General features: G+C 65.4%; 20 protein-coding genes. 7 read left to right on the forward strand and 13 right to left on the reverse strand.

Going from position 1 to position 24,467, the window contains the following annotated elements; all coding sequences use genetic code 11:
- Positions 1-82: 82 nt before the first annotated feature.
- The 3 genes from C8J43_RS12960 to C8J43_RS12970 form a co-directional block, all read right to left on the reverse strand.
- Positions 83-2,458: a PAS domain-containing sensor histidine kinase gene (locus C8J43_RS12960; RefSeq protein ID WP_133031462.1), complete on the reverse strand. Its 2,376-nt coding sequence runs from the start codon at positions 2,456-2,458 to the stop codon at positions 83-85.
- Between the two features lie 147 nt (positions 2,459-2,605).
- Positions 2,606-4,039 carry an adenosylhomocysteinase gene (gene ahcY, locus C8J43_RS12965; protein WP_133031238.1) on the reverse strand — a complete coding sequence of 478 codons (1,434 nt, stop codon included), beginning with the start codon at positions 4,037-4,039 and terminating at the stop codon, positions 2,606-2,608.
- Between the two features lie 262 nt (positions 4,040-4,301).
- The gene (locus tag C8J43_RS12970; protein ID WP_056050390.1) at positions 4,302-4,862 is read right to left on the reverse strand and encodes a YqgE/AlgH family protein; all 561 of its coding nucleotides are present in this window, start codon (positions 4,860-4,862) and stop codon (positions 4,302-4,304) included.
- 108 nt (positions 4,863-4,970) lie between these two features.
- Here C8J43_RS12970 and C8J43_RS12975 point away from each other — a divergent pair, with 108 nt between their 5' ends.
- The 3 genes from C8J43_RS12975 (at position 4,971) to C8J43_RS12985 (ending at position 7,650) form a co-directional block, all read left to right on the forward strand.
- A complete protein-coding gene (locus tag C8J43_RS12975; protein ID WP_133031239.1) occupies positions 4,971-5,450 on the forward strand; it encodes a peroxiredoxin in 480 nt (159 codons plus the stop codon).
- 179 nt (positions 5,451-5,629) lie between these two features.
- The gene (locus tag C8J43_RS12980; protein WP_056048645.1) at positions 5,630-7,066 is read left to right on the forward strand and encodes an AMP nucleosidase; all 1,437 of its coding nucleotides are present in this window, start codon (positions 5,630-5,632) and stop codon (positions 7,064-7,066) included.
- Positions 7,067-7,143: 77 nt separating this feature from the next.
- On the forward strand, positions 7,144-7,650 hold the full coding sequence (locus C8J43_RS12985) for a hypothetical protein (RefSeq protein ID WP_133031240.1): 507 nt from the start codon (positions 7,144-7,146) through the stop codon (positions 7,648-7,650).
- A gap of 306 nt (positions 7,651-7,956) precedes the next feature.
- Here the strand turns inward: C8J43_RS12985 and C8J43_RS12990 are convergent, their stop codons facing one another.
- Together C8J43_RS12990 and C8J43_RS12995 are read right to left on the reverse strand one after the other, a co-directional pair.
- On the reverse strand, positions 7,957-8,676 hold the full coding sequence (locus tag C8J43_RS12990; RefSeq protein WP_243645579.1) for an alpha/beta fold hydrolase: 720 nt from the start codon (positions 8,674-8,676) through the stop codon (positions 7,957-7,959).
- A gap of 123 nt (positions 8,677-8,799) precedes the next feature.
- Positions 8,800-9,825, reverse strand: a complete 1,026-nt coding sequence (locus tag C8J43_RS12995; protein WP_133031242.1) for an aspartate-semialdehyde dehydrogenase — start codon at positions 9,823-9,825, stop codon at positions 8,800-8,802.
- 487 nt (positions 9,826-10,312) lie between these two features.
- Between C8J43_RS12995 and C8J43_RS13000 the strand changes: the two genes are divergently transcribed.
- Complete coding sequence (locus tag C8J43_RS13000) at positions 10,313-10,807, forward strand: hypothetical protein (RefSeq protein WP_165899621.1); 495 nt, start codon at positions 10,313-10,315, stop codon at positions 10,805-10,807.
- A 130-nt stretch (positions 10,808-10,937) separates the two neighbouring features.
- Here C8J43_RS13000 and C8J43_RS13005 read toward each other — a convergent pair whose 3' ends face one another.
- From C8J43_RS13005 to C8J43_RS13020, 4 genes are all read right to left on the reverse strand, one after another.
- The gene (locus C8J43_RS13005; protein WP_133031243.1) at positions 10,938-11,366 is read right to left on the reverse strand and encodes a hypothetical protein; all 429 of its coding nucleotides are present in this window, start codon (positions 11,364-11,366) and stop codon (positions 10,938-10,940) included.
- 191 nt (positions 11,367-11,557) lie between these two features.
- A complete protein-coding gene (locus C8J43_RS13010; RefSeq protein WP_133031244.1) occupies positions 11,558-12,706 on the reverse strand; it encodes a hypothetical protein in 1,149 nt (382 codons plus the stop codon).
- A gap of 140 nt (positions 12,707-12,846) precedes the next feature.
- Entirely contained in the window at positions 12,847-13,677 is an 831-nt protein-coding gene (rlmJ, locus tag C8J43_RS13015) for a 23S rRNA (adenine(2030)-N(6))-methyltransferase RlmJ (protein ID WP_133031245.1), read from the reverse strand.
- A 365-nt stretch (positions 13,678-14,042) separates the two neighbouring features.
- Positions 14,043-14,945 (reverse strand): SDR family oxidoreductase, encoded by a 903-nt coding sequence (locus C8J43_RS13020; RefSeq protein WP_133031246.1) that lies wholly within the window; start codon positions 14,943-14,945, stop codon positions 14,043-14,045.
- A gap of 96 nt (positions 14,946-15,041) precedes the next feature.
- Here C8J43_RS13020 and C8J43_RS13025 point away from each other — a divergent pair, with 96 nt between their 5' ends.
- The 3 genes from C8J43_RS13025 (at position 15,042) to C8J43_RS13035 (ending at position 17,807) form a co-directional block, all read left to right on the forward strand.
- Entirely contained in the window at positions 15,042-15,878 is an 837-nt protein-coding gene (locus tag C8J43_RS13025) for a helix-turn-helix transcriptional regulator (RefSeq protein ID WP_133031247.1), read from the forward strand.
- A gap of 65 nt (positions 15,879-15,943) precedes the next feature.
- Positions 15,944-16,447 carry a peptide-methionine (S)-S-oxide reductase gene (locus C8J43_RS13030; protein WP_133031248.1) on the forward strand — a complete coding sequence of 168 codons (504 nt, stop codon included), beginning with the start codon at positions 15,944-15,946 and terminating at the stop codon, positions 16,445-16,447.
- A 163-nt stretch (positions 16,448-16,610) separates the two neighbouring features.
- Positions 16,611-17,807, forward strand: coding sequence for a GGDEF domain-containing protein (locus C8J43_RS13035; RefSeq protein WP_133031249.1), 1,197 nt, complete (start codon positions 16,611-16,613; stop codon positions 17,805-17,807).
- A 172-nt stretch (positions 17,808-17,979) separates the two neighbouring features.
- Here the strand turns inward: C8J43_RS13035 and C8J43_RS13040 are convergent, their stop codons facing one another.
- From C8J43_RS13040 to C8J43_RS13055, 4 genes are all read right to left on the reverse strand, one after another.
- Positions 17,980-19,563 carry a cellulase family glycosylhydrolase gene (locus C8J43_RS13040; protein ID WP_133031250.1) on the reverse strand — a complete coding sequence of 528 codons (1,584 nt, stop codon included), beginning with the start codon at positions 19,561-19,563 and terminating at the stop codon, positions 17,980-17,982.
- 64 nt (positions 19,564-19,627) lie between these two features.
- Positions 19,628-21,262 (reverse strand): alpha-L-fucosidase, encoded by a 1,635-nt coding sequence (locus C8J43_RS13045; RefSeq protein ID WP_133031464.1) that lies wholly within the window; start codon positions 21,260-21,262, stop codon positions 19,628-19,630.
- A 2-nt stretch (positions 21,263-21,264) separates the two neighbouring features.
- Entirely contained in the window at positions 21,265-22,077 is an 813-nt protein-coding gene (locus tag C8J43_RS13050) for an SGNH/GDSL hydrolase family protein (RefSeq protein ID WP_056049872.1), read from the reverse strand.
- Positions 22,074-24,458 carry a TIM-barrel domain-containing protein gene (locus C8J43_RS13055; protein ID WP_133031251.1) on the reverse strand — a complete coding sequence of 795 codons (2,385 nt, stop codon included), beginning with the start codon at positions 24,456-24,458 and terminating at the stop codon, positions 22,074-22,076. Before C8J43_RS13055 ends, C8J43_RS13050 begins: the two co-directional genes overlap by 4 nt.
- Positions 24,459-24,467 lie beyond the last annotated feature (9 nt).

Here is a 24,467-nt window from a genome sequence, read left to right on the forward strand (position 1 = left end):
GGCTGTTCCGGGCGACGCGCTGCTTGGCAGCCCCTCACCCCGACCCTCTCCCCGGAGGGGAGAGGGAGCAGATTCAAAACGATCATCGCCGCGGCAATTCTACGGTGATCAGCGTCCCCGCCCCCGGCTCGGACACCAGTTCGATCGTCCCGCCATGCGCCTCGACGAACTGTTTCGCCAACGGCAGTCCGAGCCCGAGCGCCCGATCCCCCATCGGCTTCGACTCCGCAAACCGGTCAAACGCATGCGCGACCGCCTCGGCGTCCATCCCGACCCCGTCGTCCGACACCACGATCCGCGCCGACGTCGCATTGCCGTCGGTATGCAACAGCACGCGCCCGCCATCCGGCGTCGCCGCGACCGCATGCCGCAACAGATGCTCGACAACCTCCTTCAGCCGCTTCGGATTGCCGTTGACACGCCCCGTCGACCGCGCGACCTCGACCGCGAAGTCGAGTTTGCGCCGTTTTGCCGACGGCAGGATCGTCTCCGCCGCGGCGCGCACGGTGTTGGCGAGATCGACGTCGCTGCGGTCGGTCTCGTCGCGGTCGCTCTCGGCGCGCGTCAGGTCGAGCACGTCGTCGACCAGCAGCCCGAGCCGCTCGACAGACTCGAGGATCGCGCCGACATACCCGACGGCTTGCGGCGTCATCTCGCCCGCATAGCCGCCATGCAGCATCTCCGCGAACCCGCTGATCGAGGTCAACGGCGTGCGCAGTTCATAGCTCATATTGGCGACGAACGCAGTCTTCACCTTGTCGGCGGCCTCCAGCGCATCGGCGCGGTCGCGCAACGCCTGCTCGGCGCGCCGGCTGTCGGTGATGTCGAGCATCGTGAACAGCGCGTTGCCATCGGGCAGCGGCACGCCGGCGAACTCGAAATGGCGCCCGTCGGCAAACGCCACGCGACCGCCGCGCTGTTGCCGCTCGACCGTCGCCGAGCGGACCAGATCGGGGATCAGCGCCGAACGGCTCGGCGTCGCGAGCTTGCCGCCGACCGCCTCCGCGAACGCATCAACGCGCGGATGCGCAGCGAGGAATTCCTCCTCGAGACCCCACAACAGACGGAACCGGTTGTTCCAGACCTGCAACCGGCCATCCGCCGCGAACACGCCGAGCGCCTCGAAGAGGTTGTCGAACGTCGCGGTCCGCACCCGCAACAGCGTGTCGCGGGCGCTCGCGAGCTGGACCTGCTCGGTGCGATCTTCGAAGATCAGCAGCAGCCCGCCATCGGGGAGCGGCTGCGCGACGACGCGGAGATGCGTGCCGCCGCGCAAATGCCAGTTCTCCTCGATCGCGCCACCGCCGACCGGGCCGCTCTGCGATCCGCCGGTCTGCAGGAACCAGTCGTGCCGTTCCGCCTTCCAGGTCGGGAAATCGCGGACCTCGGGCAGCCGGTTGGCCTCGCGCATCCGCTCGAGCACGCGGTCGAATTCGGGGCGATCGGCGAGCCATTCGCTGCGCATGGCGAACATCCGCCGGAACGGCTGGTTGCAGAACACGAGCGACCGATCGCCGCCGAACTGCGCAACGCCCGCAGAGAGCCGGTCGAGCATCGCGCGCTGCGCTTCGGCGAAGCGCTTCGCCCCCGACCGCGCCTGCTCCAGCTCTTCGATATCGATCGCGAACCCGGCCACGCCGCCGCTCGGCAGCGGCACGTCGTAGATCTGCAACGAGCGCCGCGCGCCGTCGATCGTCGCCGGCAGGACCTGCTGATGCGGCCGGCCCTGTTCGCGCGCGACCGCCGCCCCGGCAAGCGGCCCGCCGCGGCCCGACCCCTCGACCAGCTCCAGCCCGCGCGCAACGACATCGGCGGCATCGCGCCCCTCGACCGCATCGACATAGGCGGTGTTGACCATCGTCAGACGCAGATCGTTGGCGCGGTACCACATCGGCATCGGCGCCGCCTCGATGAGCCCGGTCAGCGAGTCATACGCCGATCCCAGCCGCGTGGTTTCGGCGCTGAGTCGGGCGATCTCCGCCTCGCTGTCGGTCGCATCGAACGCCCATAGCAAAACCGCCCCCGCCGCACCCATCTCGCCGGGCGCACGGCCACCGCGAAACGTGATCGCCCGGGTCGAGCCGACCAGCCGCACCGATCGCACGAACGTCCGCCCCGCGCGCTGCGCCGCAGTGATATCCGCAATCAGCCGCGCTGCGTCGTCGGCGGACAGCCCCGTCCCGCCCGTCGCAAGTTCGGCGATCGAGCGCGGGGCCACATCCAGCCCCAGCCAATCCGCCATCCGCTGCGTCATCTCGATCCGCCCGCCGGAGCGGATCACGGTGACGATCGCTGGCGATCCGTCAAGCAGCGTCTGAAGATGCGCGCTGGTCTCAATCGCCGCCACAGCATCGCCGCGTGCGCGCTGGCCGAGGAACAACAGGATGCCCCCCGCCACGACGAGCAGCGAAAGGATCGCGCCTGCGGCCAGCGCCGTGCCGAGACCCAGCGTGATCATGATAGGCGAGCGGAGCGGCGAGCGAGCGTCATCGTCGCCCATCTAGGACACTTCGCCCCCGCCGGGGAAGCCGCCACCACGCAAAAGGGCCCGGTCTTTCGACCGAGCCCTCCGATGTCCCATCCCGTAAGGATCGGTATCGGCATCTTAGTAGCGGTAGTGATCCGGCTTGAACGGGCCTTCGACCGGCACGCCGATGTAACCGGCCTGCTTGTCGGAAAGCTTCGACAGCTTCACGCCGAGCTTCTCGAGGTGAAGCATCGCGACCTTCTCGTCGAGGTGCTTCGGCAGGACGTACACTTCGTTCTTGTAGTTCTCGCCCTTGGTCCAGAGCTCGATCTGCGCGAGCGTCTGGTTGGTGAACGAGGCCGACATCACGAACGACGGGTGGCCGGTGGCGCAACCCAGGTTCACCAGGCGACCCTTCGCCAGGATGATGATCTGCTTGCCGTCCGGGAACTTCACCAGGTCGGTGCCGGGCTTCACTTCGGTCCAGTCGTAGTTCGACAGCGCGGCGATCTGGATCTCCGAGTCGAAGTGGCCGATGTTGCAGACGATCGACATCGGCTTCATCGCCTTCATGTGATCGGCGGTGATGACATCGGCGTTGCCGGTCGCGGTGCAGAAGATGTCGGCGCGGGTCACGGCCTCTTCCATCGTCACGACCTCGAAGCCCTCCATCGCCGCCTGCAGTGCGCAGATCGGATCGACTTCGGTGACCATCACGCGCGCGCCGCCGTTGCGGAGCGACTGGGCCGAGCCCTTGCCGACGTCACCGAAACCGGCGACGCAGGCGACCTTGCCGGCGAGCATGACGTCGGTCGCGCGACGGATCGCGTCGACCAGCGATTCCTTGCAGCCGTAGAGGTTGTCGAACTTCGACTTGGTGACCGAGTCGTTGACGTTGATCGCGGGGAACGGCAGCTCGCCCTTCTTCGCGATCTCGTACAGGCGGTGAACGCCCGTGGTGGTCTCTTCCGAGACGCCCTTCAGGTTCTTGACGGTCTCGGTCAGGTAGCCGGGGTTCTTTGCGACGTACGCCTTGAGCGCGCGCTGCATCTCGACCTCTTCCTCGTTCTCGGGCTCGGGCATCGTGTGGCCGGCTTCGAGCTTGGCGCCCCAGAGCGCGAACATCGTCGCGTCGCCGCCGTCATCGAGGATGATGTTGGCGGTCTGACCCTCTACGTCGCGATCCCATGAGAAGATGTCGCCGACATAGTTCCAGTAATCGGCTAGGCTCTCGCCCTTGATCGCGAACACGGGGACGCCGGTCGCGGCGATGGCGGCGGCGGCATGGTCCTGCGTCGAGAAGATGTTGCAGGTCGCCCAGCGGACGTCGGCGCCGAGTGCGGTCAGCGTCTCGATCAGCACCGCGGTCTGGATCGTCATGTGCAGCGAACCGGTGATGCGCGCGCCCTTGAGCGGCTGTGCGGCGCCGAATTCGGTGCGCAGCGACATCAGGCCGGGCATTTCGGTCTCGGCGATGTTGATCTCGGCGCGGCCGAAATCGGCGAGGCTGATGTCGGCGACAACGTAGTCGGCCTTGGCGTCGGTCTTCGTAGGCGCAAGCGTGGTGGCCACGAGGAGTCTCCTGAGAATATCGTGATCGGCGAGCCTCATGCCCGTGCCGGATACTGCATCATAGGAGAGTGGAAGCTCCAAATCAAATATAAAGATATCTTTATATGATGGTTGGGGATGCACACTTTGTAAGCCGCGTTGCCCTTCTTCGGCTCCCCTCCCTGGCAGGGAGGGGTTGGGGGTGGGTCGGTTCGAGGCGGGCGCACGGCTAGCCAACCGGCCGCCCCACCCCCGGCCCCTCCCTGCCAGGGAGGGGGGAAGATTAGGCCCGCCCCGTCTCCGCGACAAGCAACCGCGGATCCACGCCAGCCTGCGCGAAGGCCAGCGTCCAGCGATCCTCCGCCGCGGTCTCGAACAGCAGTTCGGCATCCCCGGCCACGTTGAACCACCCCGGCCGCGACAGCTCGCCCTCGAGCTGTCCGCCATCCCAACCGGCATAGCCGAGCGCCACCACCCACTCCGACGGGCCCTTCCCGTCGGCGATCGCACGCAGCACGTCGACGGTGCTCGACAGCTTCCACCGCCCGGCGACATCGACCGAGTCCTGCCCGCCCCAGTCGGACGAATGCACCACGAACCCGCGTCGCGGCTCGACCGGTCCGCCGAAATGCACCGGCGCGTTGGGGGCGTCGCCCGGCTCGATCCCGAACTGTTCGAGCAAATCGTGAAAACCAAGCCCGTCGATCGTCGCGCCGATCCCGATGCCGATCGCGCCGTTCTCGTCATGGCTGCACATCGCAATCACCGCGCGGGCGAAGCGCGGGTCGCTCATGCCCGGCATCGCGAGCAGGAATTGTCCCGAAAGAAAGCGCGTTTTGTCCATGACCAGGAACATAGCGTTGCGCGCACCCCGTCGCCACGCTTGAAATCCGCCGTCCGGCGTCCAAGGTACGCACCGCGCGCGACGACCGCGCGGCACAGGAGATTTCAGATGACGATCAGCGTCGGCGACCGCCTTCCCACCACCAACCTCGTCAAGGCCACCGCGGACGGCCCCGACCAGGTCGACACCGACAGCTTCTTCAAGGGCCGTAAGGTTGCGCTGTTCGCGGTCCCCGGCGCGTTCACGCCGACCTGCTCGGCCAAGCATTTGCCCGGTTTCGTCGAGAAGGAAGCCGAGCTGAAGGCCAAGGGCGTCGATGAGATCGCCTGCGTGTCGGTCAACGACGCGTTCGTGATGGGCGCATGGGGCAAGTCGGCGGGCGCCGGCGACATCACGTTGCTTGCGGACGGCAATGCCGATTTCGCCAAAGCGATCGGGCTGACGATGGACGGCTCGGGCTTCGGCATGGGTACGCGCAGCCAGCGGTATTCGATGCTCGTCAATGACGGCGTCGTCGAGCAGCTTAACGTCGAGGCACCCGGCGAGTTCAAGGTCAGCTCGGCCGAGCACCTCCTCAGCGAGATCTGATCATTCCTCCCCGGCACGGGGAGGTGGCAGCCCGTCAGGGCTGACGGAGGGGGCTCTCCGCGAACGTTCCGTGTGCGGCACGCCCCCTCCACCCTTCGCTTCGCGAACGGTCCCCCTCCCCGTGCCGGGGAGGATTTCGAAGTCTTGCCACCGTAACGTCCGCCACCTAACACTGCCCGATGACAATCGCATCCGACCTCGTCGCCGACCTCGACCGCCTCTACCGCGCCTCCGTCGAGCGCCTCCAAGCCGCGATGAGCGCCTATATCGCCGACGGAACGACACCCGATCCCGCCAGCCGCACCGACGGCTCGTTCGCCTATCCCGAGATCCGGCTGACCTATAAGGGCGGCGTCGATCGCCCGACCCCGCTGCGATCGTTCGGCCGCCTGGTCAACGCAGGCGAATACCGCATCAGCGTCACCAAGCCCGCGATCTTCGCCGAATATCTGACCGAACAGCTCACGCTGCTGATCGAGGATTACGACGTCACCGTCGAAGCGGTCGAGGGTCGCCAGGAAATCCCGTTCCCCTATGTGATCGAGCCCGGCCACGCGCTGAGCCTCGACGAGGTCTCCGCGACCGAATTGTCGCGTCACTTCCCCGCGACCGAACTCGCGCATATCGGCGACGAGATCGCCGACGGCCTCTGGATCGCGCATGACGAGACGCGTCCGCTCGCGCTGTTCGACGGCCTGCGTACCGACTTCAGCCTCGCCCGCCTGCGCCATTACATGGGCACCCCCGCCGAGCACGCGCAGCGCTTCGTGCTGTTCACCAACTACCATCGCTACGTCGACGAGTTCGTCCGCTGGGCCGGCACGCAGCTTGGTGAAGGTTCGCGCTTCACCAGCCTCTCCGGCGCCGGCGGGATCACGATCTCGTCGGGCGACGACATCGACAAGATCATCTCTGATAGCGCATGGCGCCGCCACCAGATGCCTGCCTATCACCTGATGGCGGACGATCGCACCGGTATCACGCTGGTCAACATCGGCGTCGGGCCGTCGAACGCGAAGACGATCTGCGACCATCTCGCCGTGCTGCGTCCCGAGGCGTGGCTGATGATCGGCCATTGTGGTGGCCTGCGCCCCAGCCAGCGGATCGGCGATTACGTCCTCGCACACGCGTATCTCCGCGACGACCATGTCCTCGACGATGTCCTGCCGCCAGAAATCCCGATTCCCGCGATCGCCGAAGTCCAGCTCGCGATGGCCAAGGCGGCCGAGATCGTCTCGGGCCAGTCGGGCGAGGAACTCAAGCGTCGGCTCCGCACCGGCACGATCGTCACCACCGACGACCGCAACTGGGAACTCCGCTATTCGAAGTCCGCACTCCGCTTCTCGCTCAGCCGCGCCGTTGGCATCGACATGGAGTCCGCGACGATCGCTGCGCAGGGCTACCGCTTCCGTGTCCCCTACGGCACGTTGCTCTGCGTCTCGGACAAGCCGCTCCACGGTGAGCTGAAGCTGCCGGGCCAGGCCAACCGCTTCTACGAACGCGCGATCAGCGAGCATCTGCGGATCGGGATCGAGACCTGCGAACAGCTCCGCCTGGAGGGCCCGAAGCTCCACAGCCGCAAGCTCCGCGCGTTCGACGAGCCGCCCTTCCGATAACGTGGGCCGCTAAAAATCGGAGCGGATCGCGCGAGAATGGGTTACGCATCCGGAATCATTGCTGAGGGAAGATAACCGTGGCCGACACCGACACGCCCGATACGGAAGCAAAGAAGCCCGTCACCCGCCGCCGCGCGCCGCGCAAGGCGAGTGCGCCGAAGGCAGCGCCGGCTGCTACGTCCTCGACCAAGCCGGTCGCGTCGAAGCCGGTGCCGGCGACAAAACCGGTTGCCGACAAGCCCGTGACTGCCGCGCCGCCAAAGCCCGCAGCCAAGCCGACGCCAAAGCCGCGCTCGACCAAGCGCAGCACGCCTCGCCCCGTCCCCGCGCGCAACTCGGCGACGCCGGTCCCGGTCGCCAAGCCACCGGAAAAAACCCGTGGCAAATGGGGGGCGGCTGCGATCTTCAGCGGCGTCGCGGTTGCGGGAGCGGCGGTTGGCGCATTGCTGACCTTGCGAGGCAGCACGCCTAAGGCTCAGCCAGCGCCCAAACCGAAAGGCAAGCATGCGCATCAGGCCGACGGGGCGGACTCGTCGAAGTCGTTCGATGCCGGCATCGCCGATCCGGGGACGGTCCCGGAGTAGGCGCCGGGCACGCTGCCAAACCAAGCCTCCACCCCGGCGAAGGCCGGGGCCAAATTGGAACGTCCTTAGTGGCGAACCGCATCGCTCCGTTAGCGAGGTTTCCCAGTTGGACCCCGGCCTTCGCCGGGGCGGTAGAAGATCGGCGCTGCTGACCGTTCCCCCGCGGAGGCGGGGGCCCAGCTGAAACCACGGAAGCGTTCGTAACCCTGGGGCCCCGCTGTCTCGGGGGAACAGAAGTAAGCAAGCTTGTGGTGCGTCTCCCTGAACCCGACGTTCGCCAAGATGACCGGCTAAGGGCGCTCGTTCTTAACGAGCAAGAAAATCCGCGATCGCCTGACCAAGTTCGGGCTTCACCACCGCACCCATATGCCCACCGGGCGTCTCGACATACTCCCCATGTGACAAAACCGCCGCGAGATCCGGCGCAGACCCGTTGTCTTGGTCCTCTCCGCCGCACACGACCAGGGTCGGCTGCCGGATCGCCTTCACGGACTCCAGCGGCGTATCCACGAACGTCTCCAGAATGCCAAGCAACGCGACCGGATCCCCGCCGGTGGTCTTCAGGAACGCCTCCGCCAGCCACCCGGGCGTACCCTGCACATGCTGCCCGAGCCTCGTCAGGATGTTCCGGAAATGCCCGGCACGCCGCGACGTCTGCGTCAGCCCCTCCAGCCCCATCCCCGAAAAGATCACGCGACGCGGCGTCGCGCCCGTCGCCAGCATCCGCGACGTCGTCCGCGCACCCAGCGAATAGCCGCCCAGATCATAGTCGGTCAGCCCGAGATGCGCGATCAGCGCATGCCCGTCCTGCGTCAGCGCGTCGGCCGGATACGCCTCCAGCCCATGCGGCTTGTCGCTCTCGCCGTGCGCACGCAGGTCGGGCATGATCACGCGAAAGCCCTTCGCGGCGATCTTGGCGGCGTGGCCATAGCGGATCCAGTTGGTTTTCGCGTCGGAGAAATAGCCGTGGATCAACACCACCGCGCGCGTATCATCGGTGGTTGGGCCGACCTCGTGCCACGCCAGCCGCGTGCCGTCGAAGCTCTCGAAATACTGCGTCTCGCTCGGGGTGCTGCTCACAAACTCATCCTGCATTGCCTGTAGTCGCCAGATCGAAGGGCGGCGACACGCCGTCGCCGCCCCGCGCGTTCACGCCTTCTGCAGATGCCGTCGCCCGAGCAACTCGGCGATCTGCACCGCATTCAGCGCCGCACCTTTCCGCAGGTTGTCGCTGACGCACCACAGGTTCAGGCCGTTCTCGACGGTCGGATCCTCGCGCACGCGACTGATATACGTCGCGAAGTCGCCGACGCACTCGATCGGGGTGATGTAGCCGCCGTCCTCGCGCTTATCGACCAGCATGATGCCGGGCGCCTCGCGGAGGATGTTCTGCGCTTCCTCGGCCGAAATCTCGTTCTCGAACTCGATGTTGATCGCTTCCGAATGGCCGACGAACACCGGCACGCGGACGCAGGTCGCGGTGACCTTGATCTTCTTGTCGAGGATCTTCTTGGTCTCGACGACCATTTTCCACTCTTCCTTGGTCGAGCCGTCGTCGAGGAAGCTGTCGATGTGCGGGATCACGTTGAACGCGATCTGCTTGGTGAACAGCTTGGGCTCGGCCGGATCGCCGACGAAGATGTTGCGGCTCTGCTCGAACAGCTCGTCCATGCCGGCCTTGCCCGCGCCCGACACCGACTGGTAGGTCGAGACGACGACGCGCAGGATCTTCGCGGCGTCGTGCAGCGGCTTCAGCGCGACGACCATCTGCGCGGTCGAGCAGTTCGGGTTGGCGATGATGTTGCGGACCTTGTAGCCGTCGATCGCCTCGGGGTTCACCTCGGGCACGATCAGCGGCACGTCGGGGTCCATGCGGTAGAGCGACGAATTGTCGATCACCACGCAGCCCGCGGCGGCAGCGATCGGCGCATAGATGGCGGTGCCCTCGGAACCGATCGCGAACAGCGCCATGTCCCAGCCGTTCCAGTCGAAATGCTCGATGTTCGTGCATTTGATCTGCTTGCCGGTGTCGCCATAGTCGACCATCAAACCCTGGCTGCGCGACGACGCGACGCAGGCGATCTCGTCCGCCGGAAACTCGCGCTCCGCCAGGATATTGAGCATCTCGCGCCCGACATTGCCGGTCGCCCCTGCGACCACCACCCGATAACCCATGTTGTCACTCCGATTGGACTTGGCCGCGCAGTACCGACGTTGCGCGGCGAGGTCCAACGGCTTTCGACTTGTTGCGCGGATAGGCGGAGTTTGGGAGACCATAGCGTCCGGGTCGATGTCCCCCGCCCCTCTTGTTTTCTCCCGAGCGAGCCCAGTCTGGGCCTCCGCCTTCGCGGGGGAATAACCTGAGTTCGCATGGGAGCGGCACCACCCCTCCGAAACAAATTATCACATCCCGGCTGAAGCCGGGGCTTAATTGGAAAGATTGCAGTAACAGCGCGGCGCGCTCAGTCAGCAACGTCCCCCAACTGAATTGGCCCCCGACCTCCACCGGGCAGAGCCGGTCCAGCGATCAAAACATTTGCAACTCACGTGGTCGACTGAGGCTTTCAGCGCTGCCAGCGGCCGAGACGGGGAGGAAAGCGGACCGTGCGCCTCTGAGGTGAAAAGCATAGAAAATTGACAGTGAAGCACTAAGCTGTCCGCTATGGATACTGTCAGACCTGAGCGCTCTTATCCGCCGATTTGGCGCATCATTGCCGCCTTTTTGATCGTTCCCGGTGTCGCGGCATTGGTGATGGCCATTATGATGCCAGCCTACGACGGGATCAGCGATCCACTAGAGAGGATTTGGCGCAGTGCCCTAGTGTTCGCCGTTGTCGGAGCATATCCGGCGACTGTGATCCTAGGCTTACCGGCGTTCCTTATTCTGCGCCGACGTTTTGAGGCTACATTACTCAATTGCTCCCTGACCGGGGCTGTCGCCGCCGCTTTGCCTTGGCTCATCCTTTCGTCGCTGATCACACCCGACAGCGCCAGCACCGGTGGGCGTGCCACAGTATTGCACGGATCGTTGACCCCATATGGATGGCTCACCAACCTAACCTTTATCGGCCAAATTGCGCTTTTTGGTGCAGGTGGTGGGATGCTGTTTTGGCTCTTCGCTGCCGCTGGCTGGAAAATTGAAAAGGTTGACTTGTAAAGGTGAGACCAGACGCGGTTTATGTCCGCTATCAGGATCGGAAAACCAAGCCAGCGACGTCGTACTTTGGGCGGTCCTGCACTAGCGGATTTGCACCGCGGCGACCGTGAACAACGCTGCCGCAACACCGTCAGCGGCGTGTCTCAAACCAATCGGCCGCATCCTCCCCGTAAAGCAACAGGATCGCCAACGCTTCCATCGCGAGCTGCAAAGCCGAGGTTGCGATGATCGCAGTATCGTGCTGCGCCAGCGGCTGGATCAGCCCTGATCCGCGCAGAAACGCTAAGCTCGTCACGACGCCGAGAAGCCAGCGCAGAGCCAGCGCACTGCGAGCAGCGCGCGACGCCGACAAGACCACCAGTAACATCAGGAACAAGGCCAGCCCCAGGCCGACTGCCCGGATCGCCTGGATCCGCATGACCAACGTCGTCATCGCCTCGGGTGCGATTGGAAAGGCGAAGCTAATCGTGCGCGTGGCGTAGTACGCCAGTGCCGCCGAAAACATCAGACTGATCGCGAACAAGACCGCGAACAACCGGATCGAAAGGGATGTCGCCAATTGCCTGCTCCAGACGCGTGGCCCTATGCCACGTTGGGGCGCGGTTTAGCCCCTAAGACCTTCCTACCCTTTAACAGCCGCGTAGAACTCGCCTTCCCTGCCGCCATCGGACAGTATCGTCGATCGAGGCAACGGACACATTTGAGGGCATTGCCGGGTGGTTGAATTCGACAGTCCGGTATCCCGCTGCACTACCGCCCGGTGCGCACGACCGAAACGCTGTACTGCGGGGTGAGCGCGCAGTCCGAGGGTGCCGTGCCGAACGCTGCGTGATCCAGGCAATTGGCCGCAGATGCGAAGTTCGCCCCGATCGCGGCCCGCACGATCCCGTTGTCGCGCATCGACGCATCCATGCCGCCGCCGCGGGCAGACGTGGTGATCTCTCGATCAAACAAAGTCTGCCCGTTGTCGACCCGCTCCAAGCGGTAGTGGAGCGTCACGCTCGTCGTGTTGCCGCTGCCGATGTGGAACGGCGTCTTGTCGCCCAGCCATGACACCACGAGCCGCTTACGCCCGGCTGCAGGCGCTGGTGCGAGGAGATTCATCTGCCGGAAGGTTTCGCTCAGCGCTGCATTGATACTGGAACGCTTGGCCGCCGCTATGAAGTTTAGTGCCGAACTCTTTACGGTGGCGGGAAGGCCCTGAATCTCGCCGATCGTGACGTCGTGGAACAGAGGGTGCGACGATCCGACGGGTGTGGGCGCCTCCGGTGCAAAGGGGAGCCCGATGGCCACCATGGAAATATCGTTCGACGATTTGGCGGGGGGAGCATTGACCGGCCCGACGTCGGCGGAAGCCGCCTGCAGGATCGCAAGCGAGACGCTCCGCGCCTTACCCCTATAGACGCTGACGCCCGCCTGCACGGTGATGCCTTTGCCCAGATTCCAGACGGTGAAATCATCCTTCTTGTAATCGCCCGGTCCAGGGTCTGCAGCGCCAGCGTTCAACCCCGGCCCAACGGTGGCCGCGATGTCACGGCCGGTAAGGCGAGTGCCCGCGGTGCCCGTCACTTGGCACACGGCGGTGAAAGCACCGGCGGTGTCGTGGGTGAGGACCAGCATCATGCCACTCTTGCTGAACACATGGGGGAGCATCATCGGCCTGTTGCCGATCATCGCTACCGAGGGCACCGCGCGCTCGATCCACCCGCGCGCGACGGCCGCTTTCGCAATGGCATCGAAGTCTGGAAAGCTGCCGCGGCAGGTCTCGTTGAATGCCTCGAGATAGACGGAAGGGCTCGGCTCGGGAGCGTCGGCCGCCGCGGCTGTCGCGGCTGTCGCGGCTGTCGCGTAAAGGACCGTGATGGCCGTCAATCGGGATGCGCGAAGCATGAGGGGCATGATCGTCTCCTGTACCTCTGGAGGGCGCTAAGCCTTCATCCTTACGATCCGTTGAACGGGCGATCGGTTTTCGCGGCGCGGTCATCGCCACGATAGCGAGGCGATACGTAGCCGCCGAACGGGGCTACGCGGGTTTTACGTCAATCCTCCAACCACACGGCTGTGATCTCGCCCTTATGCCCCTGCGGCGCCAGCACGGCGCGCAGCGCGTCCAGCAGAGGTGGCAGCGCCTGCATGAAAGCGTAAGGCGGATTGACGATGAAAAGGCCCGCGCCATTATAGATGCCGGGCTGATCGTCATCGTACAACCAATGTTCCACCACCAGCAATTTCGGGATGCCGAGCTTGCGTAACTGTTCCTTCCACCGCCAATGCGTGGCGCGGTCTTTCAGCGGATACCAGATCACCGTCACGCCATGCGCCCATTTGCGGTGAGCGGCGGCGAGCGTGGCTGTGATACGGTCGCGCTCGTCGAGCTGCTCGTACGGCGGATCGACCACCACCACGCCGCGCGGGGTTCGGGTCGGCAGCATTGCCAGCCAAAGCTCGTAGGCGTCGCGCTCATGCACGGCAGCGGATGTACCGCGCATCACACCGCGCAGGGTATAGGCGTCATCAGGATGTTTTTCGTTCAGGATGAGGACGTCCTGCGGGCGCAGAAGCTGCGCCAGAACCCGTGGCGAGCCGGGGTAGAAGTGCGGCTCGGCCCCGACATTCACCGCCTGCACGACGCCGCGGTAGTCGTTGAGTGAGGGGCTCGGGTCGGCGAAGGCCCGCAGCACGCCGTGCGTGGACTCGCCGGTGCGCTGGGCATCCTCGCCGCCAAGGTCGTACAGCCCGCAGCCGGCATGGGTGTCGATCAGCGTCAGCGCGCCCGGTTTTTGCTGCAAGGCCCGCACGAGCGCGATCAGCAGGCTGTGCTTGACGACATCGGCACTATTGCCGGCATGGAAGGAATGGCGATAATTCATTGCGGCTCAAAATCCTGACGATCCACCTTGATGCGTTGCGCTGGGCGCGTTGCCGAGCGCGAGGCGACCGAAGTACCTGATCCGGTGCCAGTATAAAGTCGGGCGGAAACCTTCAACGCACTTCTGCGTGAGGGTTCAAGCCCATACGAGCGGTCGTCACCTGGGCAGAGAGGCGAGGCCCCGACAGAGGCGCCGACCCAGTAGCGGACATTCACGCCCCCCTGCCCCCAACTCGTTTTGGCGCGGATCAATCGCGACATCGGATACCGCGCCGAACTCCGAAGACGATTCGACTGGCGTCGGAGGCAGGCAGTCCGTTGCACGCCAGCTGACGTTGCCATCAGTCGGCATGCAACGGTAGCCGATCACGCGGCTACGGGGACGGAATAGTCCATCGCGGCAAGATCGCTGAGCAGACCGGGACCCGTGGGCTTCCATCCCAGCCGCGCCTGCGTCCAATTGCTCGATGCGATCATATCGAGTGCGGCAAAGGGGGCCATCCAGCCGAAGTAATGCTCGACCTCGTCGTTTCCGACCGAGCGGACCGGCAGTCCGGTCCCTTTGCCGATCGTCTCGGCGATGGAGCGTGCATCGACGCCCTCCTCTACCGAAGCATGGTATCTTGCGCCTGGCTCGCCGCGCTCAAGAGCCAGAACGTAGAGCTTGGCGACGTCGCTGACGTGCGCGGCAGCCCAGCGCGTGGTGCCCTCGCCCAGATACGCCATCGCTCCGGCACGGCGCGCCTCCGCGATCAGCGGGGTGATCAACCCGGCCTTGGTGGTGTCGTGCACCTGTGGCAGCCGAATGGTGCGTACGTCGATGCGTCGGGCGATCAGCGCCGCGGCGGCGAGCTCGGTGACGATGCGCGGATTGGCGTGGAGCGGGTTGAGGACGTCCTCGGTCGCAGGACCGCCGTTCCGCGGCGTGCCGATGCCGATCCCCGAGGTGATCAGGATCGGCTTGTCGGTCCCCGCCAGCGCATCGCCCATCGCCGTGATGTTGCGTTCGTCCTTTGCCGTGTTCGCGAGGAAGGCCTCGAAATTGTGGTCGAACGCGCAGTGGATGACCGCATCGGCCGCAGCCACGCCGCTGGCCAGCGTCTCCGGCCGTTCAAGGTCGCCACGATGAACTTCGACGCCGGCCCGCTCGAGTTGCTGGGCACCGGCATCGGACCGCGTGAGCCCGAGCACGCTGTGGCCGCAGCCGAGCAGTTCGGGGATGACGTGAGAGCCGATAAAGCCGGTCGCACCGGTCACAAAAACACGCATGGGAAATCTCCTTTTTGCCTGGCAACCATATTCAGCTCCTCGCCAACGTGTTAAAGTAGTGAGCTTATCGTGGTATAAGCTTCAACAGGATCGATCATGGCCAGCGACGTGTCCAATCCGCTCGGGACCTATCTGCGCGATCGCCGTACCCGGCTTGACCCTGCGGCGTTCGGGTTTGCCGGCGGACGGCGCCGGACGCCCGGTTTGCGCCGCGAGGAGGTGGCGAGCCGCGCGAACATCAGTCCAACCTGGTACACCTGGCTCGAGCAGGGCCGCGGCGGCGCGCCATCGGCCGACGTCCTCGATCGCATCGCGAGAGGGTTGATGCTCACCGAACCGGAGCGCGAGCACATCTACATGCTCGGCCTCGGCCGTCCGCCGGAGGCACGCTACCAGCCTGTCGAGGGGATCACCCCGCGGCTCCAGCGCGTGCTCGACGGGATGGTGCTGAGCCCGGCGATCATCAAGACGGCGATGTGGGACGTGGTGGGCTGGAACCGAGCGGCCGCGGTGCTGCTGACCGACTATGCCAAGCTGCCGCGGGAGGGACGCAACATCCTGCGGCTGATGTTCGGCAGCGACCATGTCCGGGCCCGCAACGCCGACTTCGACAGCATCGCCCGCTTTGTGGTGGGTGCGTTTCGCGCCGATGTGGCCCGCGCGGGCGCCAGCACCAGCGTCGAGGTCACGAAGCTGGTCGCCGAACTGTCCCGGCTCAGCCCGGAGTTCGCGGCAATGTGGGAGGACAACGACGTGGTTGCCCATGGTGACGGGGTTAAGCGGATTCATCATCCCGATGCGGGGCTGCTCGCGATGGAGTTCTCGTCGTTCGCCGTCGAAGGACGACCGGAGCTTGGCATGATCATCTACAACCCCGCCTCGCCAGACGATGCCGAGCGGCTGCGCGTGTTGCTGAACGGTGCCGGCGACTGACTGGAATTGACGACGCCAGCGCGGTTCACGAAAACGCCGGCGCTGACGGATGCGGAAGGTTGGCAATGGAAAAGATCGGCTTTGGTGGCGGGTGCCATTGGTGCACCGAGGGCGTGTTTCAGGCGCTCAAAGGCGTTTATCAGGTGGATCAGGGATTTATCCAATCCGAGGCCCCTTGGGACACTTGGGCTGAGGGCGTGCTCGTGAGCTTCGATCCCGCGGCTATAAGCCTGGCGACGCTCGCCGAAGTCCATCTCAGGACCCATTCGGCGAACGGGACCTACTCCCCCGGCGGGAGGTATCGAAGTGCGATCTACGTCGTTGATGCGGAGCAGCGCGAGACAGCCGCACAGACGATCGCACGGTTTGCATCGCAGTCGGGCAAAGGTCCCCGGACGCTGGTTCTTCCGCTCGTCGGTTTCAGACCCTCTGAAGCACGCTACCAGAACTACTATCGGACTGACCCAGACAGGCCGTTCTGTCGCCGCTACATCGATCCCAAGCTGGACTATATCCGGCACCATTTCGCCGATGTTGCCCTTCCCGATGCCGCGGGGCACCAGCCATAAGCCGCGACGTGCCGTTCGCCCGGTTCGGCTGTCCCTTATCGCAGCCGTTCCACCGATGCAGGGGGCCCAGCGGTGCGATTAACCTGTCGAATTGACTGAAATTTAACTCCAAAACGGCATCCATGCGATGTGCTCCTGGGGGGAGCCCCAGGGAGTGATGTTGATGCCGCATGGTGATGGCGTGCTGCCGCGTTGGGCTGTCACGCGCTGGCTGGTCGAGTGTGCCGGTGAAGTTCCGGCTGAAATCCGCCCATCACTTGTTCAGGGGTTGTATGGATCACTCCCGATCTTTCTGGGCGGGGTGTTCAACACCATTCTGGTCTCCTCGATCGTGGCGACTCGTCTTCCCAAACCCGCGTTCCTGCTCTGGGCAGTGCTGGAGGTCGGCTTGGCGGCATTGCGCCTACCGCTGCTCATCAAAGGAACGCGCGCCGCGAAGAGCGGAGGCCGCGCGCATATCGACCTATACATATTGGCTGCGGTATGTTGGGCTGCCTCGGTAGGCTATGGGTGCTTCATTACCGTGCTGAGCGGTGACTGGCTCGCCGCAACGCTCGTCGTCCTCTCCGCGGCGGCCATGACGGGCGGCGTAGCATTTCGGAACTTTGCCGCCCCTCGGCTCGTGACGACCATGATCCTTCTCAGCCTCGGGCCGTGCGCCATCGCCGGGGTCATATCCGGCGAACTGATCATGCTCGCGACGGCATTCCAGATTCCGATGTACATCTACGCCATGACGCATGCCGCCTATCGTCTGAACGCCATGCTGGTCCAGACCATGCGGTCCGAGCGCGAGAACGGACGTCGCGCACGGCATGACACCCTGACAGGCTTGTTGAACCGTGCGGGTCTCGAGGAGGTCGTTGCTCGCCGTGCAGGCACGACTACGGGCGCCACGCTATTCTACATCGACCTCGACGGATTCAAAGCGATCAACGACAGGCTCGGCCACGCGGCGGGCGATCAACTTCTCGTCGAAGTCAGCGACCTGATGAGACAGGTGACCCCTGCAACGGACGTCGTCGCCCGGATGGGAGGCGACGAATTCGTCATTCTGGCCGACGAGACGGACGCTGCCACCGCTCGTCAAACCGGACAGCGTCTCATCGACACGCTGTCCAGCACGTCATTCTTGTTGAACGAAACCGCGGTGACGGTCGGTGCGAGCGTAGGCATCGCGATAAAATCGGATGCTCAGTCGGACTTCTCGACCCTGCTGCTCGAGGCGGACAGGGCCCTGTACGATGCAAAGCTAAAGGGACGCTCCTGCGCTGTGCTCGCTCCCGTCACGTCGCCGAACCTATACCTCGCCGCCGATCAAGGCTTAGACGTCCAATCCAGTAGATCAGCAGCATGCTGAAACGGCCACCTGTGACAGACCACCGCTAAGCGGTGCTAGGAAACCTCGAAAGTGGTCGGGGTCGGGCAAGGTCCCGCCTTGGCACGCGACACCCTGGCGCCCGCCAACATGCTTTTTACGAGCGTGCATCGGAAAAAGTCACAGGCACTTTCTCAGGTCCGGTATTGACCGGTCATCGTCGAGCCCGCGCATTACGGACGACCGGCTCCAGCGTCACCAGCGCCACGTCGTTGCTGCGCATCGGTATTGCGACAAAGGCGCTGCCGCGCGCGTCGATCTTTACCACCTTGTCCTGCTCGGGCAAATCCGCGGTCGCCTGTTGGAGACGACCGAGCTGCGCGGCGTCGAGCGCCTTGGGCATCCCCATGTCGATGTACAGCGAGAGCGGATCGTTGCGACGATAGCCGGTCTTGCGCACCACCACCCGGTACGTGCCGGCGGGCACGTGCGCGAAGCGGAAGGCGACCGGCTTACTCGTCGTCGAAGGAACTTGCCGGGTGTAGAACGGCTTGTTGCTGACCGACTGGACCGGCTGCTGCCAGTCCCAGACCAGCGCGGCGATCCGCCGGCCATCGGCGGCGGCCATGACATGGTCGTCGGTCACCGGGATCGTCTGGCCCTGCAACGCATGCAGGTATTTATACGCGAACCACGCGGGCTTGCGGATCCCCTCGCGGTTCATCAGTCCGAAGCCGCCATGGAACGGCGTCGGCGGCGGTCCGGGCTCCTCGAACAGGTCGGTGTAGGTCCAGTAGCTCATGCCCTGCGCCAGCCCTTGCGACTGCTTCAGCTTGGTGAGGATGTAAGGTGCGCTGATATAGCTGTCGTGGACGAAATCGCGCGGCGTGTAGCTCGTGCTCCACTCGGTGAAGAACAGCGGCAGGCCGGGATAGGCCGACGCCTCGATCTGCGCGCGGACGTTGCGCACGTCGCCGATCACCGCGTCGGGCGACGACGAAAGCTTGGTATCCTGTTTGCCGTCCTCGTCGAGAAAGCCGCCGTCGACGCCGTAGGTGTGCGTCGTGACGAAATCGATCGGTACGTTGGTCCGCTTGGTGAACTTCAGGAGCTCGGGCACCCAGGCGGCGCCCGCGGTCGACGGCCCGCCGACGCGCAGCGCCGGATCGATCGCCTTGATGGTGCGCGCGGTGTTGGCATAGAGATCGAAATACGCCTGCCGGTCCGCCTTCTCCCAGAAGCCCGCGAGATTCGGCTCGTTCCAGACCTCGAAATACCAGCGCCGCACTTCTTCGTTGCCATAGCGCTGGCGGACGTGACGGACATAGGCGTCGATCAGGTCGCGCCACAGTTTCGGGTCGGGATGCGACGTGTTTCCCTTCCAGTAGAAGATCGTCTGCTCCGACGTCCGCATCGCGTCGGGCGTGAAGCCGAGCTCGACGAACGGCCGAATATGCTTGGCGAGCAGCGCGTCGTACAGCTGGTCGATCCTGGTCCAGTCGTAGACGATCCTGCCGTCGGTCTTGCGCACCGTGCCGAGCACATCGTGGAAGATGTCGTGGAAGCGGATATAGCGGAAGCCGAGTTCGTCGACCGCGGTCTTGAGCTGCGCCTGGCTGTCGCTGCGGATCAGCGTCCCGGGAAAGTCGGACCCGACCGACAGATCGAACGAGCGGTCGACCGGTGCCGCCGCCGTGGCGACATCGATGCTGACGGTCCGCTTAAGCTCGGCGGGTTCGGCCGAGACGCCCGACGGCGATGCAACGACCGCGACCGCCGCCATGAGTGCCCACCGCATATCCAACTCCCCCGCCGTCTTCTGTCTTCTAGCTACCGTAGTGGTAGCGCAATCGGTTGCTCAACTAAGCCAGTCCGGTCAGACCACGACCCTCGATCCGCAGGACCGGCACGAACGGGCTATGGCCGCGCGTCAGGTCGACGTGAAGCCCGGCGCGATCCTGGCGGTGCGCGCACGTCCCGCCGCCAAGCAAGGTCACGCGCTCGATCGCCCCCTTCAACCGACCGCTGCCGAGCGCGGCAATCGACACGGAGCCTTCGGGTTTGCCGAGGACGAGCGCGTACAAGGCGCCCTTGTTGGTGGTGAAGCGGATGTCGCGCGACGTGAACTGGCCCGCACTGCCCTCGTTCTGCATCCCTTCCTGAACCTTCGACGGTCCTTCGCCATAGATCCGCCAAGGCCGCGAACCGAAGATCGCCGCGTCGTTGATCGCCATCCACGCCGCCATGCCGTCGAGGATGCGCTCCTCCTCGCCGTCGATCGAGCCGTCGCCGGGCTGCGGGATCGAGAGCAGCAGATTGCCGTTCTTCGACACCACGTCGGCGAGCCGCTGGATGACCTGTTCGGCGGTCTTGTAGCTTTTGTCGTTCAATCGCGCGACGTTGTAGAACCAGTCGCCGATGCAGGTATCGGTCTGCCACGGCTCGTCCCACAGGTGATCCGTAAACCCGCGTTCGACATCCTGGACGATTCCGAACCGCTCGTTGGGCTTGAGCATCTTGCCCGTCAGGACCACGTCGATCTTGCCGTGCCAGGCGATCGAGCGGTTGTAGTAATCCGCCGCCGCCTGCAGCCCGATCGGACCGAACGGCAGGCCGTAATCGTCGAAATAGCAGAAGTCCGGCCGGTATTTCTCGACGAGGTCTGCCTGCCGCAACAGCCACTTCGCGGCGTAGCCCGGATGCCCCGGCGGCCCGGTCTCGACCCACTGCCCATCATGCGCATCGTGCCACGCGTTCATCGCCGCGATCGTGTCGATCCCGGCGGGGAGCACCGCATGCGCGCCGGTGTAGAGTTGCTGTGGATCGAGCCCGTCCCACCATGTCCCGCGCCCGTCGCTCGCGCGGCGCGTGAACGCATCGTAGCGCTGGCCCTTCCGCGGGCCCACGGGGTCGAAGCCATACGCGGTCTGGTACCAGTGCCAGCTGTGCGCGGCATGGTTGGAGACACCGAACTTCAGTCCGGCCCGCCTCGCTGCGCCCGCCCAGGTGCCGACGATGTCGCGCTTCGGCCCGACCCGGAGCGCGTTCCAGGCGTGATACCGGCTGTCGTAGCAATCGAGATTGTCGTGATGGCAGGCGAGCGACACGAAATACTTCGCGCCGGCGCGCTTGTACCGGTCGATCAGCGCGTCCGGATCCCAGCGCGCCGCGGTCCAGCGGTCGAGGATATCCAGCATGCCGGTTTTGGTCGGGTGACCATAGGTCTTCAGGTGATGCTCGTAGGCCGGATGGCCCTGCATGTAGAGGAACCGGCCGTACCAGTCGCCCTGCTCGGGCACCGACTGCGGCCCCCAATGCGACCAGAGGCCCAGCTTCGCATCGCGAAACCAGTCGGGATAGCGATAGTGATCGACCAGCGACTCCCAGGTCGGCTTCACCGGCCCGCGCGCGATTCCCATCGGGCTTTGCGCCAGCGCGTGCGTCGCCGGGCCGATCGCGGCGAGCCCCGCCAGCACGCCGCGTCGGTCGAGCGTCATGCTCATCGCCCGCCGATCGAGGTACGGACGGCGGCGAGCGCCAGCGGACGCATCACCGCATAACCCGCAGGCGTCGGATGGACGCCGTCGCTCGCCAGCCCCGGCTTCATCGCGCCATCCTTGGTCGCCAGCGCGGCATAATAGTCGACGAAGACGAAGCCGTTGCGGCGGGCATAGGCCTGCAACCACGCGTTCAGCGCGCGGACCTGCGGCACCGGGCGTTTGTCGGGGCTCCACGGAAACGCCGCCGCAGGAGGGACCGACGCGAGGATCACCTTGATCCCGTGCGTGCGCGCGAGTTCTGCCATCGTTTCGATATGGCCCTGCACCGTCGCCATCGTCGCCGCGCCGGTGTTTCCGGCGATGTCGTTGGTCGCGGCCATGATGTGGACCGCACGCGGCTTGAGCGCGATCACGTCTTGTCGGAAGCGGACCAGCATCTGCGCGGTGGCCTGCCCGCCGATCCCGCGATCGACGAGCCCGTCGGTGAACAGGTCGCGATCCGCGCCGATCCAGTTGTCGGTGATCGAGTCCCCCATGAACACCACACGCACCGGTTTGCCCGACGCCAAGACCTCGCGGTTCTGTGCCTGGTACCGGCACAGCTGCCCGAAATCGCGCGTCAGCATGTGGAGCTTCCACGCCTGCCACCCAGCACCATCGCTCGGCTTGGAATGCGACGGACACGGATCGGCGACGATCCCGACCGGATCGCTGGCATAGGGATCGCCGGGTACGTCGACCTGCGCGAACACGGGGCTCGACACCACCGCAAGCGACAGCGCGAGCCTGCGAAGACCCCTCGCGCCGATCATGGCCGGCCGACGATCTTGACCAGCCCGGCCACCGCTTGCCCGGTCGGCAGCGGACCCGATGCGGTCAGCCGCCCAGCGCGGTCGTCCCAGTGCAGCGCGGATTTTACACCGCCGCCACCCGTCTTGCCGGCGCCTTTGCCCTCACGATAGGCGTTGGTCACGCCGTCGTCGTCATAGAGCGTGAAATTGCCGTCCGCGCCCGGATAGACGCGGATTTCCGACAGCTTCTGCGCGGTCGCGGTGCTCGGCACCTGGACGCCCATCGGGATGATCGAGCCCGCCCGCACGAACAGCGGAATCCGCGAGATCGGCGCGACAGCGTCGATCGTCTGCCCACCGCTGTGTCGCGCGTTGGTCCAGTAATCATACCAGTCCGCGCCTGCGGGCAGATAGACCGAGCGGTGCGTCACGCCCTGATCGGTGACCGGCGCCACCAGGAACGCCGACCCGAACATATATTCGTCGCCCATATTCGCGACCTTGGGATCGTTCGGAAAATCCATGAACAGCGCGCGCATCATCGGCGCGTTGCTCTCGTAGGTCTTGCGGCCGAGCGCGTAGATATACGGCATCAGCGTGTAGCGGAGCCGCAGGAAATCGGCGAGCAGCGGTTCCGCCGCCGTGCCATATTCCCACAGCGCGGTGCCGGGGCGCTGGCCGTGGATGCGCAGCGTCGGGGTGAACACGCTGTACCCGAACCAGCGCACGAACAGCTCGGGATAGTCGGTATAGCCCGGCGCCATCGCGGTCGCGCCGGCCGGATCGACCAGCACGGGGCGTTCGGCCTTGGGCCCGTTCGGCCACTGCCAGCCGCCGATATCGCTGCCCCAATAGGGAATGCCGGTCGCGGTGAAGTCGAGGCCGGTCGGCACCTGCCGCTTGAGCGCTTCCCAGGTCGCCTGGATGTCCGACGACCAGAATAGCGCGCCGTTGCGCTGCGCCCCCAGATAGGCGGCCCGCGCGAGGATCAGATTGCGCATCGTCGGGCGATCGCGTGCCGATCCTTCCGCGACGCTGGTGGTGTGCAGCAGCGGGAAGACGTTGTGATAGCGATCGCCCGACCCGATCGAGAAATAATGGCCGTCGGGGACGAGGTCGGGCTCGGTCTCGTCGAGCCAGATCCAGTCGAACCCTTGCGAGACGATGTTGTCGCGGATCCGGTCCCAATACCAGGCACGCGCGTCGGGGTTGGTCGTGTCGATCAGCCCGCCGGTCCGGTCCGAGCGGATCGGCAGGCCGTTGACGACGCTGCCGTCCTTCTCGTGGAGCAGCCAGCCCTTGTTCGCCAGCATATCGAAATAGCGCGATTCGGGCTCGTAGCGCGGCCACACGCTGATGATCGAGTGCATCCCCATCGCCTTCAGCTTGGCGTTCATGCCCTTCGGGTCGGGGAAATAGGTGTGGTCGATGTCCATCTGGCCCATCCGGGTCCAGTGGAACCAGTCGAGCACCATCGCGTCGAGCGGCAGGCCACGACTGCGATAACCCTCGGCCACACCAAGCAGTTCGGCCTGCGTCTCGTAGCGCGCCTTGCTCTGCAACAGCCCGAACGCGGCCTTCGGCGGCAGCGGCGTGGCGCCGGTCAGCCGCGCATAGCCGGCGTAGAGCTCGTCGGTGGTCTTGCCCGAGATCACGAAGAACGACACGCGCTCGCCGACGTTGGACTGCCAGTGCGTGGTGCCGTGGAGACCAGGCGACACGGTGGTTTGCGACGGATTGTCCCAGACGATGCCGTAGCCCTTGTTGGTCACCATGAACGGCACACAGACCGTCTCGCCCGCGGGGGCGTCATAATTGTGCCGGCAATCGATCGTCCGCCCGCGCAGGTCGAGCACGCCCTCCTGGTTCTGGCCGAGCCCGTAATAATGCTCGTCGGTGGGCGCCGCGAACTGCGCACCGACGCGGAACGTCTTCTCGTCGTTGACCGTGTGCGGCGCCATCTCCCAGCCGGTCATGCGGGTCAGCAATGTTCCGTCGCCGCCGCGGACGGTTACCGCGACGGGCGGCAGCGACGGCGCGAAATAGCGTTCCATCTGGCTCGGCGCCTTGGGCCAGGGCTGCGCCTCGACGGTCAGCGCCAGCGCGGACGAGGTGAAGACGTCGGCGCCGGCGTCGCTACGCCGTGCCCAGCCTGCCGCGTCGGGCTTCGCGTTCGGTCCCGGCCCCGGTGCTGCGGTGGCCTCGGCGCGATCGGTCGAGATCGTCACGCGGACGATGTTCGGCGCGTATGCCTCGACAGATACGAAGCTGCCGTTACGCTCGACCGTCGCGATCGGATCGGCCCAGGCTGCGGTCGAGATCAGCAGCGCCCCCAGCGAGAGCAGCCCTCCGACGCGGCGTGAACGAAACGCGCTCGTCGGCACGGAAGATATCGGTCGCATATGCTTGTC

Origin of the sequence: Sphingomonas sp. PP-CE-1G-424 (genome assembly GCF_004341085.1) — a bacterium.
GTDB lineage: Bacteria > Pseudomonadota > Alphaproteobacteria > Sphingomonadales > Sphingomonadaceae > Sphingomonas.

Bases quoted from the DNA above. Each gene is read 5' to 3' on its own strand.
- C8J43_RS13000 (WP_165899621.1), top strand. From the start codon at position 10,313: ATGGATACTGTCAGACCTGAGCGCTCTTATCCGCCGATTTGGCGCATC.
- C8J43_RS12970 (WP_056050390.1), bottom strand. From the start codon at position 4,862: ATGGACAAAACGCGCTTTCTTTCGGGACAATTCCTGCTCGCGATGCCG.
- C8J43_RS12995 (WP_133031242.1), bottom strand. From the start codon at position 9,825: ATGGGTTATCGGGTGGTGGTCGCAGGGGCGACCGGCAATGTCGGGCGC.
- C8J43_RS13010 (WP_133031244.1), bottom strand. From the start codon at position 12,706: ATGCCCCTCATGCTTCGCGCATCCCGATTGACGGCCATCACGGTCCTT.
- C8J43_RS13045 (WP_133031464.1), bottom strand. From the start codon at position 21,262: ATGACGCTCGACCGACGCGGCGTGCTGGCGGGGCTCGCCGCGATCGGC.
- C8J43_RS13055 (WP_133031251.1), bottom strand. From the start codon at position 24,458: ATGCGACCGATATCTTCCGTGCCGACGAGCGCGTTTCGTTCACGCCGC.
- C8J43_RS13020 (WP_133031246.1), bottom strand. From the start codon at position 14,945: ATGCGTGTTTTTGTGACCGGTGCGACCGGCTTTATCGGCTCTCACGTC.
- C8J43_RS13030 (WP_133031248.1), top strand. From the start codon at position 15,944: ATGGAAAAGATCGGCTTTGGTGGCGGGTGCCATTGGTGCACCGAGGGC.
- C8J43_RS13050 (WP_056049872.1), bottom strand. From the start codon at position 22,077: ATGATCGGCGCGAGGGGTCTTCGCAGGCTCGCGCTGTCGCTTGCGGTG.
- C8J43_RS12960 (WP_133031462.1), bottom strand. From the start codon at position 2,458: ATGATCACGCTGGGTCTCGGCACGGCGCTGGCCGCAGGCGCGATCCTT.
- C8J43_RS12975 (WP_133031239.1), top strand. From the start codon at position 4,971: ATGACGATCAGCGTCGGCGACCGCCTTCCCACCACCAACCTCGTCAAG.
- C8J43_RS12980 (WP_056048645.1), top strand. From the start codon at position 5,630: ATGACAATCGCATCCGACCTCGTCGCCGACCTCGACCGCCTCTACCGC.
- rlmJ (WP_133031245.1), bottom strand. From the start codon at position 13,677: ATGAATTATCGCCATTCCTTCCATGCCGGCAATAGTGCCGATGTCGTC.
- C8J43_RS13025 (WP_133031247.1), top strand. From the start codon at position 15,042: ATGGCCAGCGACGTGTCCAATCCGCTCGGGACCTATCTGCGCGATCGC.
- C8J43_RS13040 (WP_133031250.1), bottom strand. From the start codon at position 19,563: ATGCGGTGGGCACTCATGGCGGCGGTCGCGGTCGTTGCATCGCCGTCG.
- C8J43_RS13035 (WP_133031249.1), top strand. From the start codon at position 16,611: ATGCCGCATGGTGATGGCGTGCTGCCGCGTTGGGCTGTCACGCGCTGG.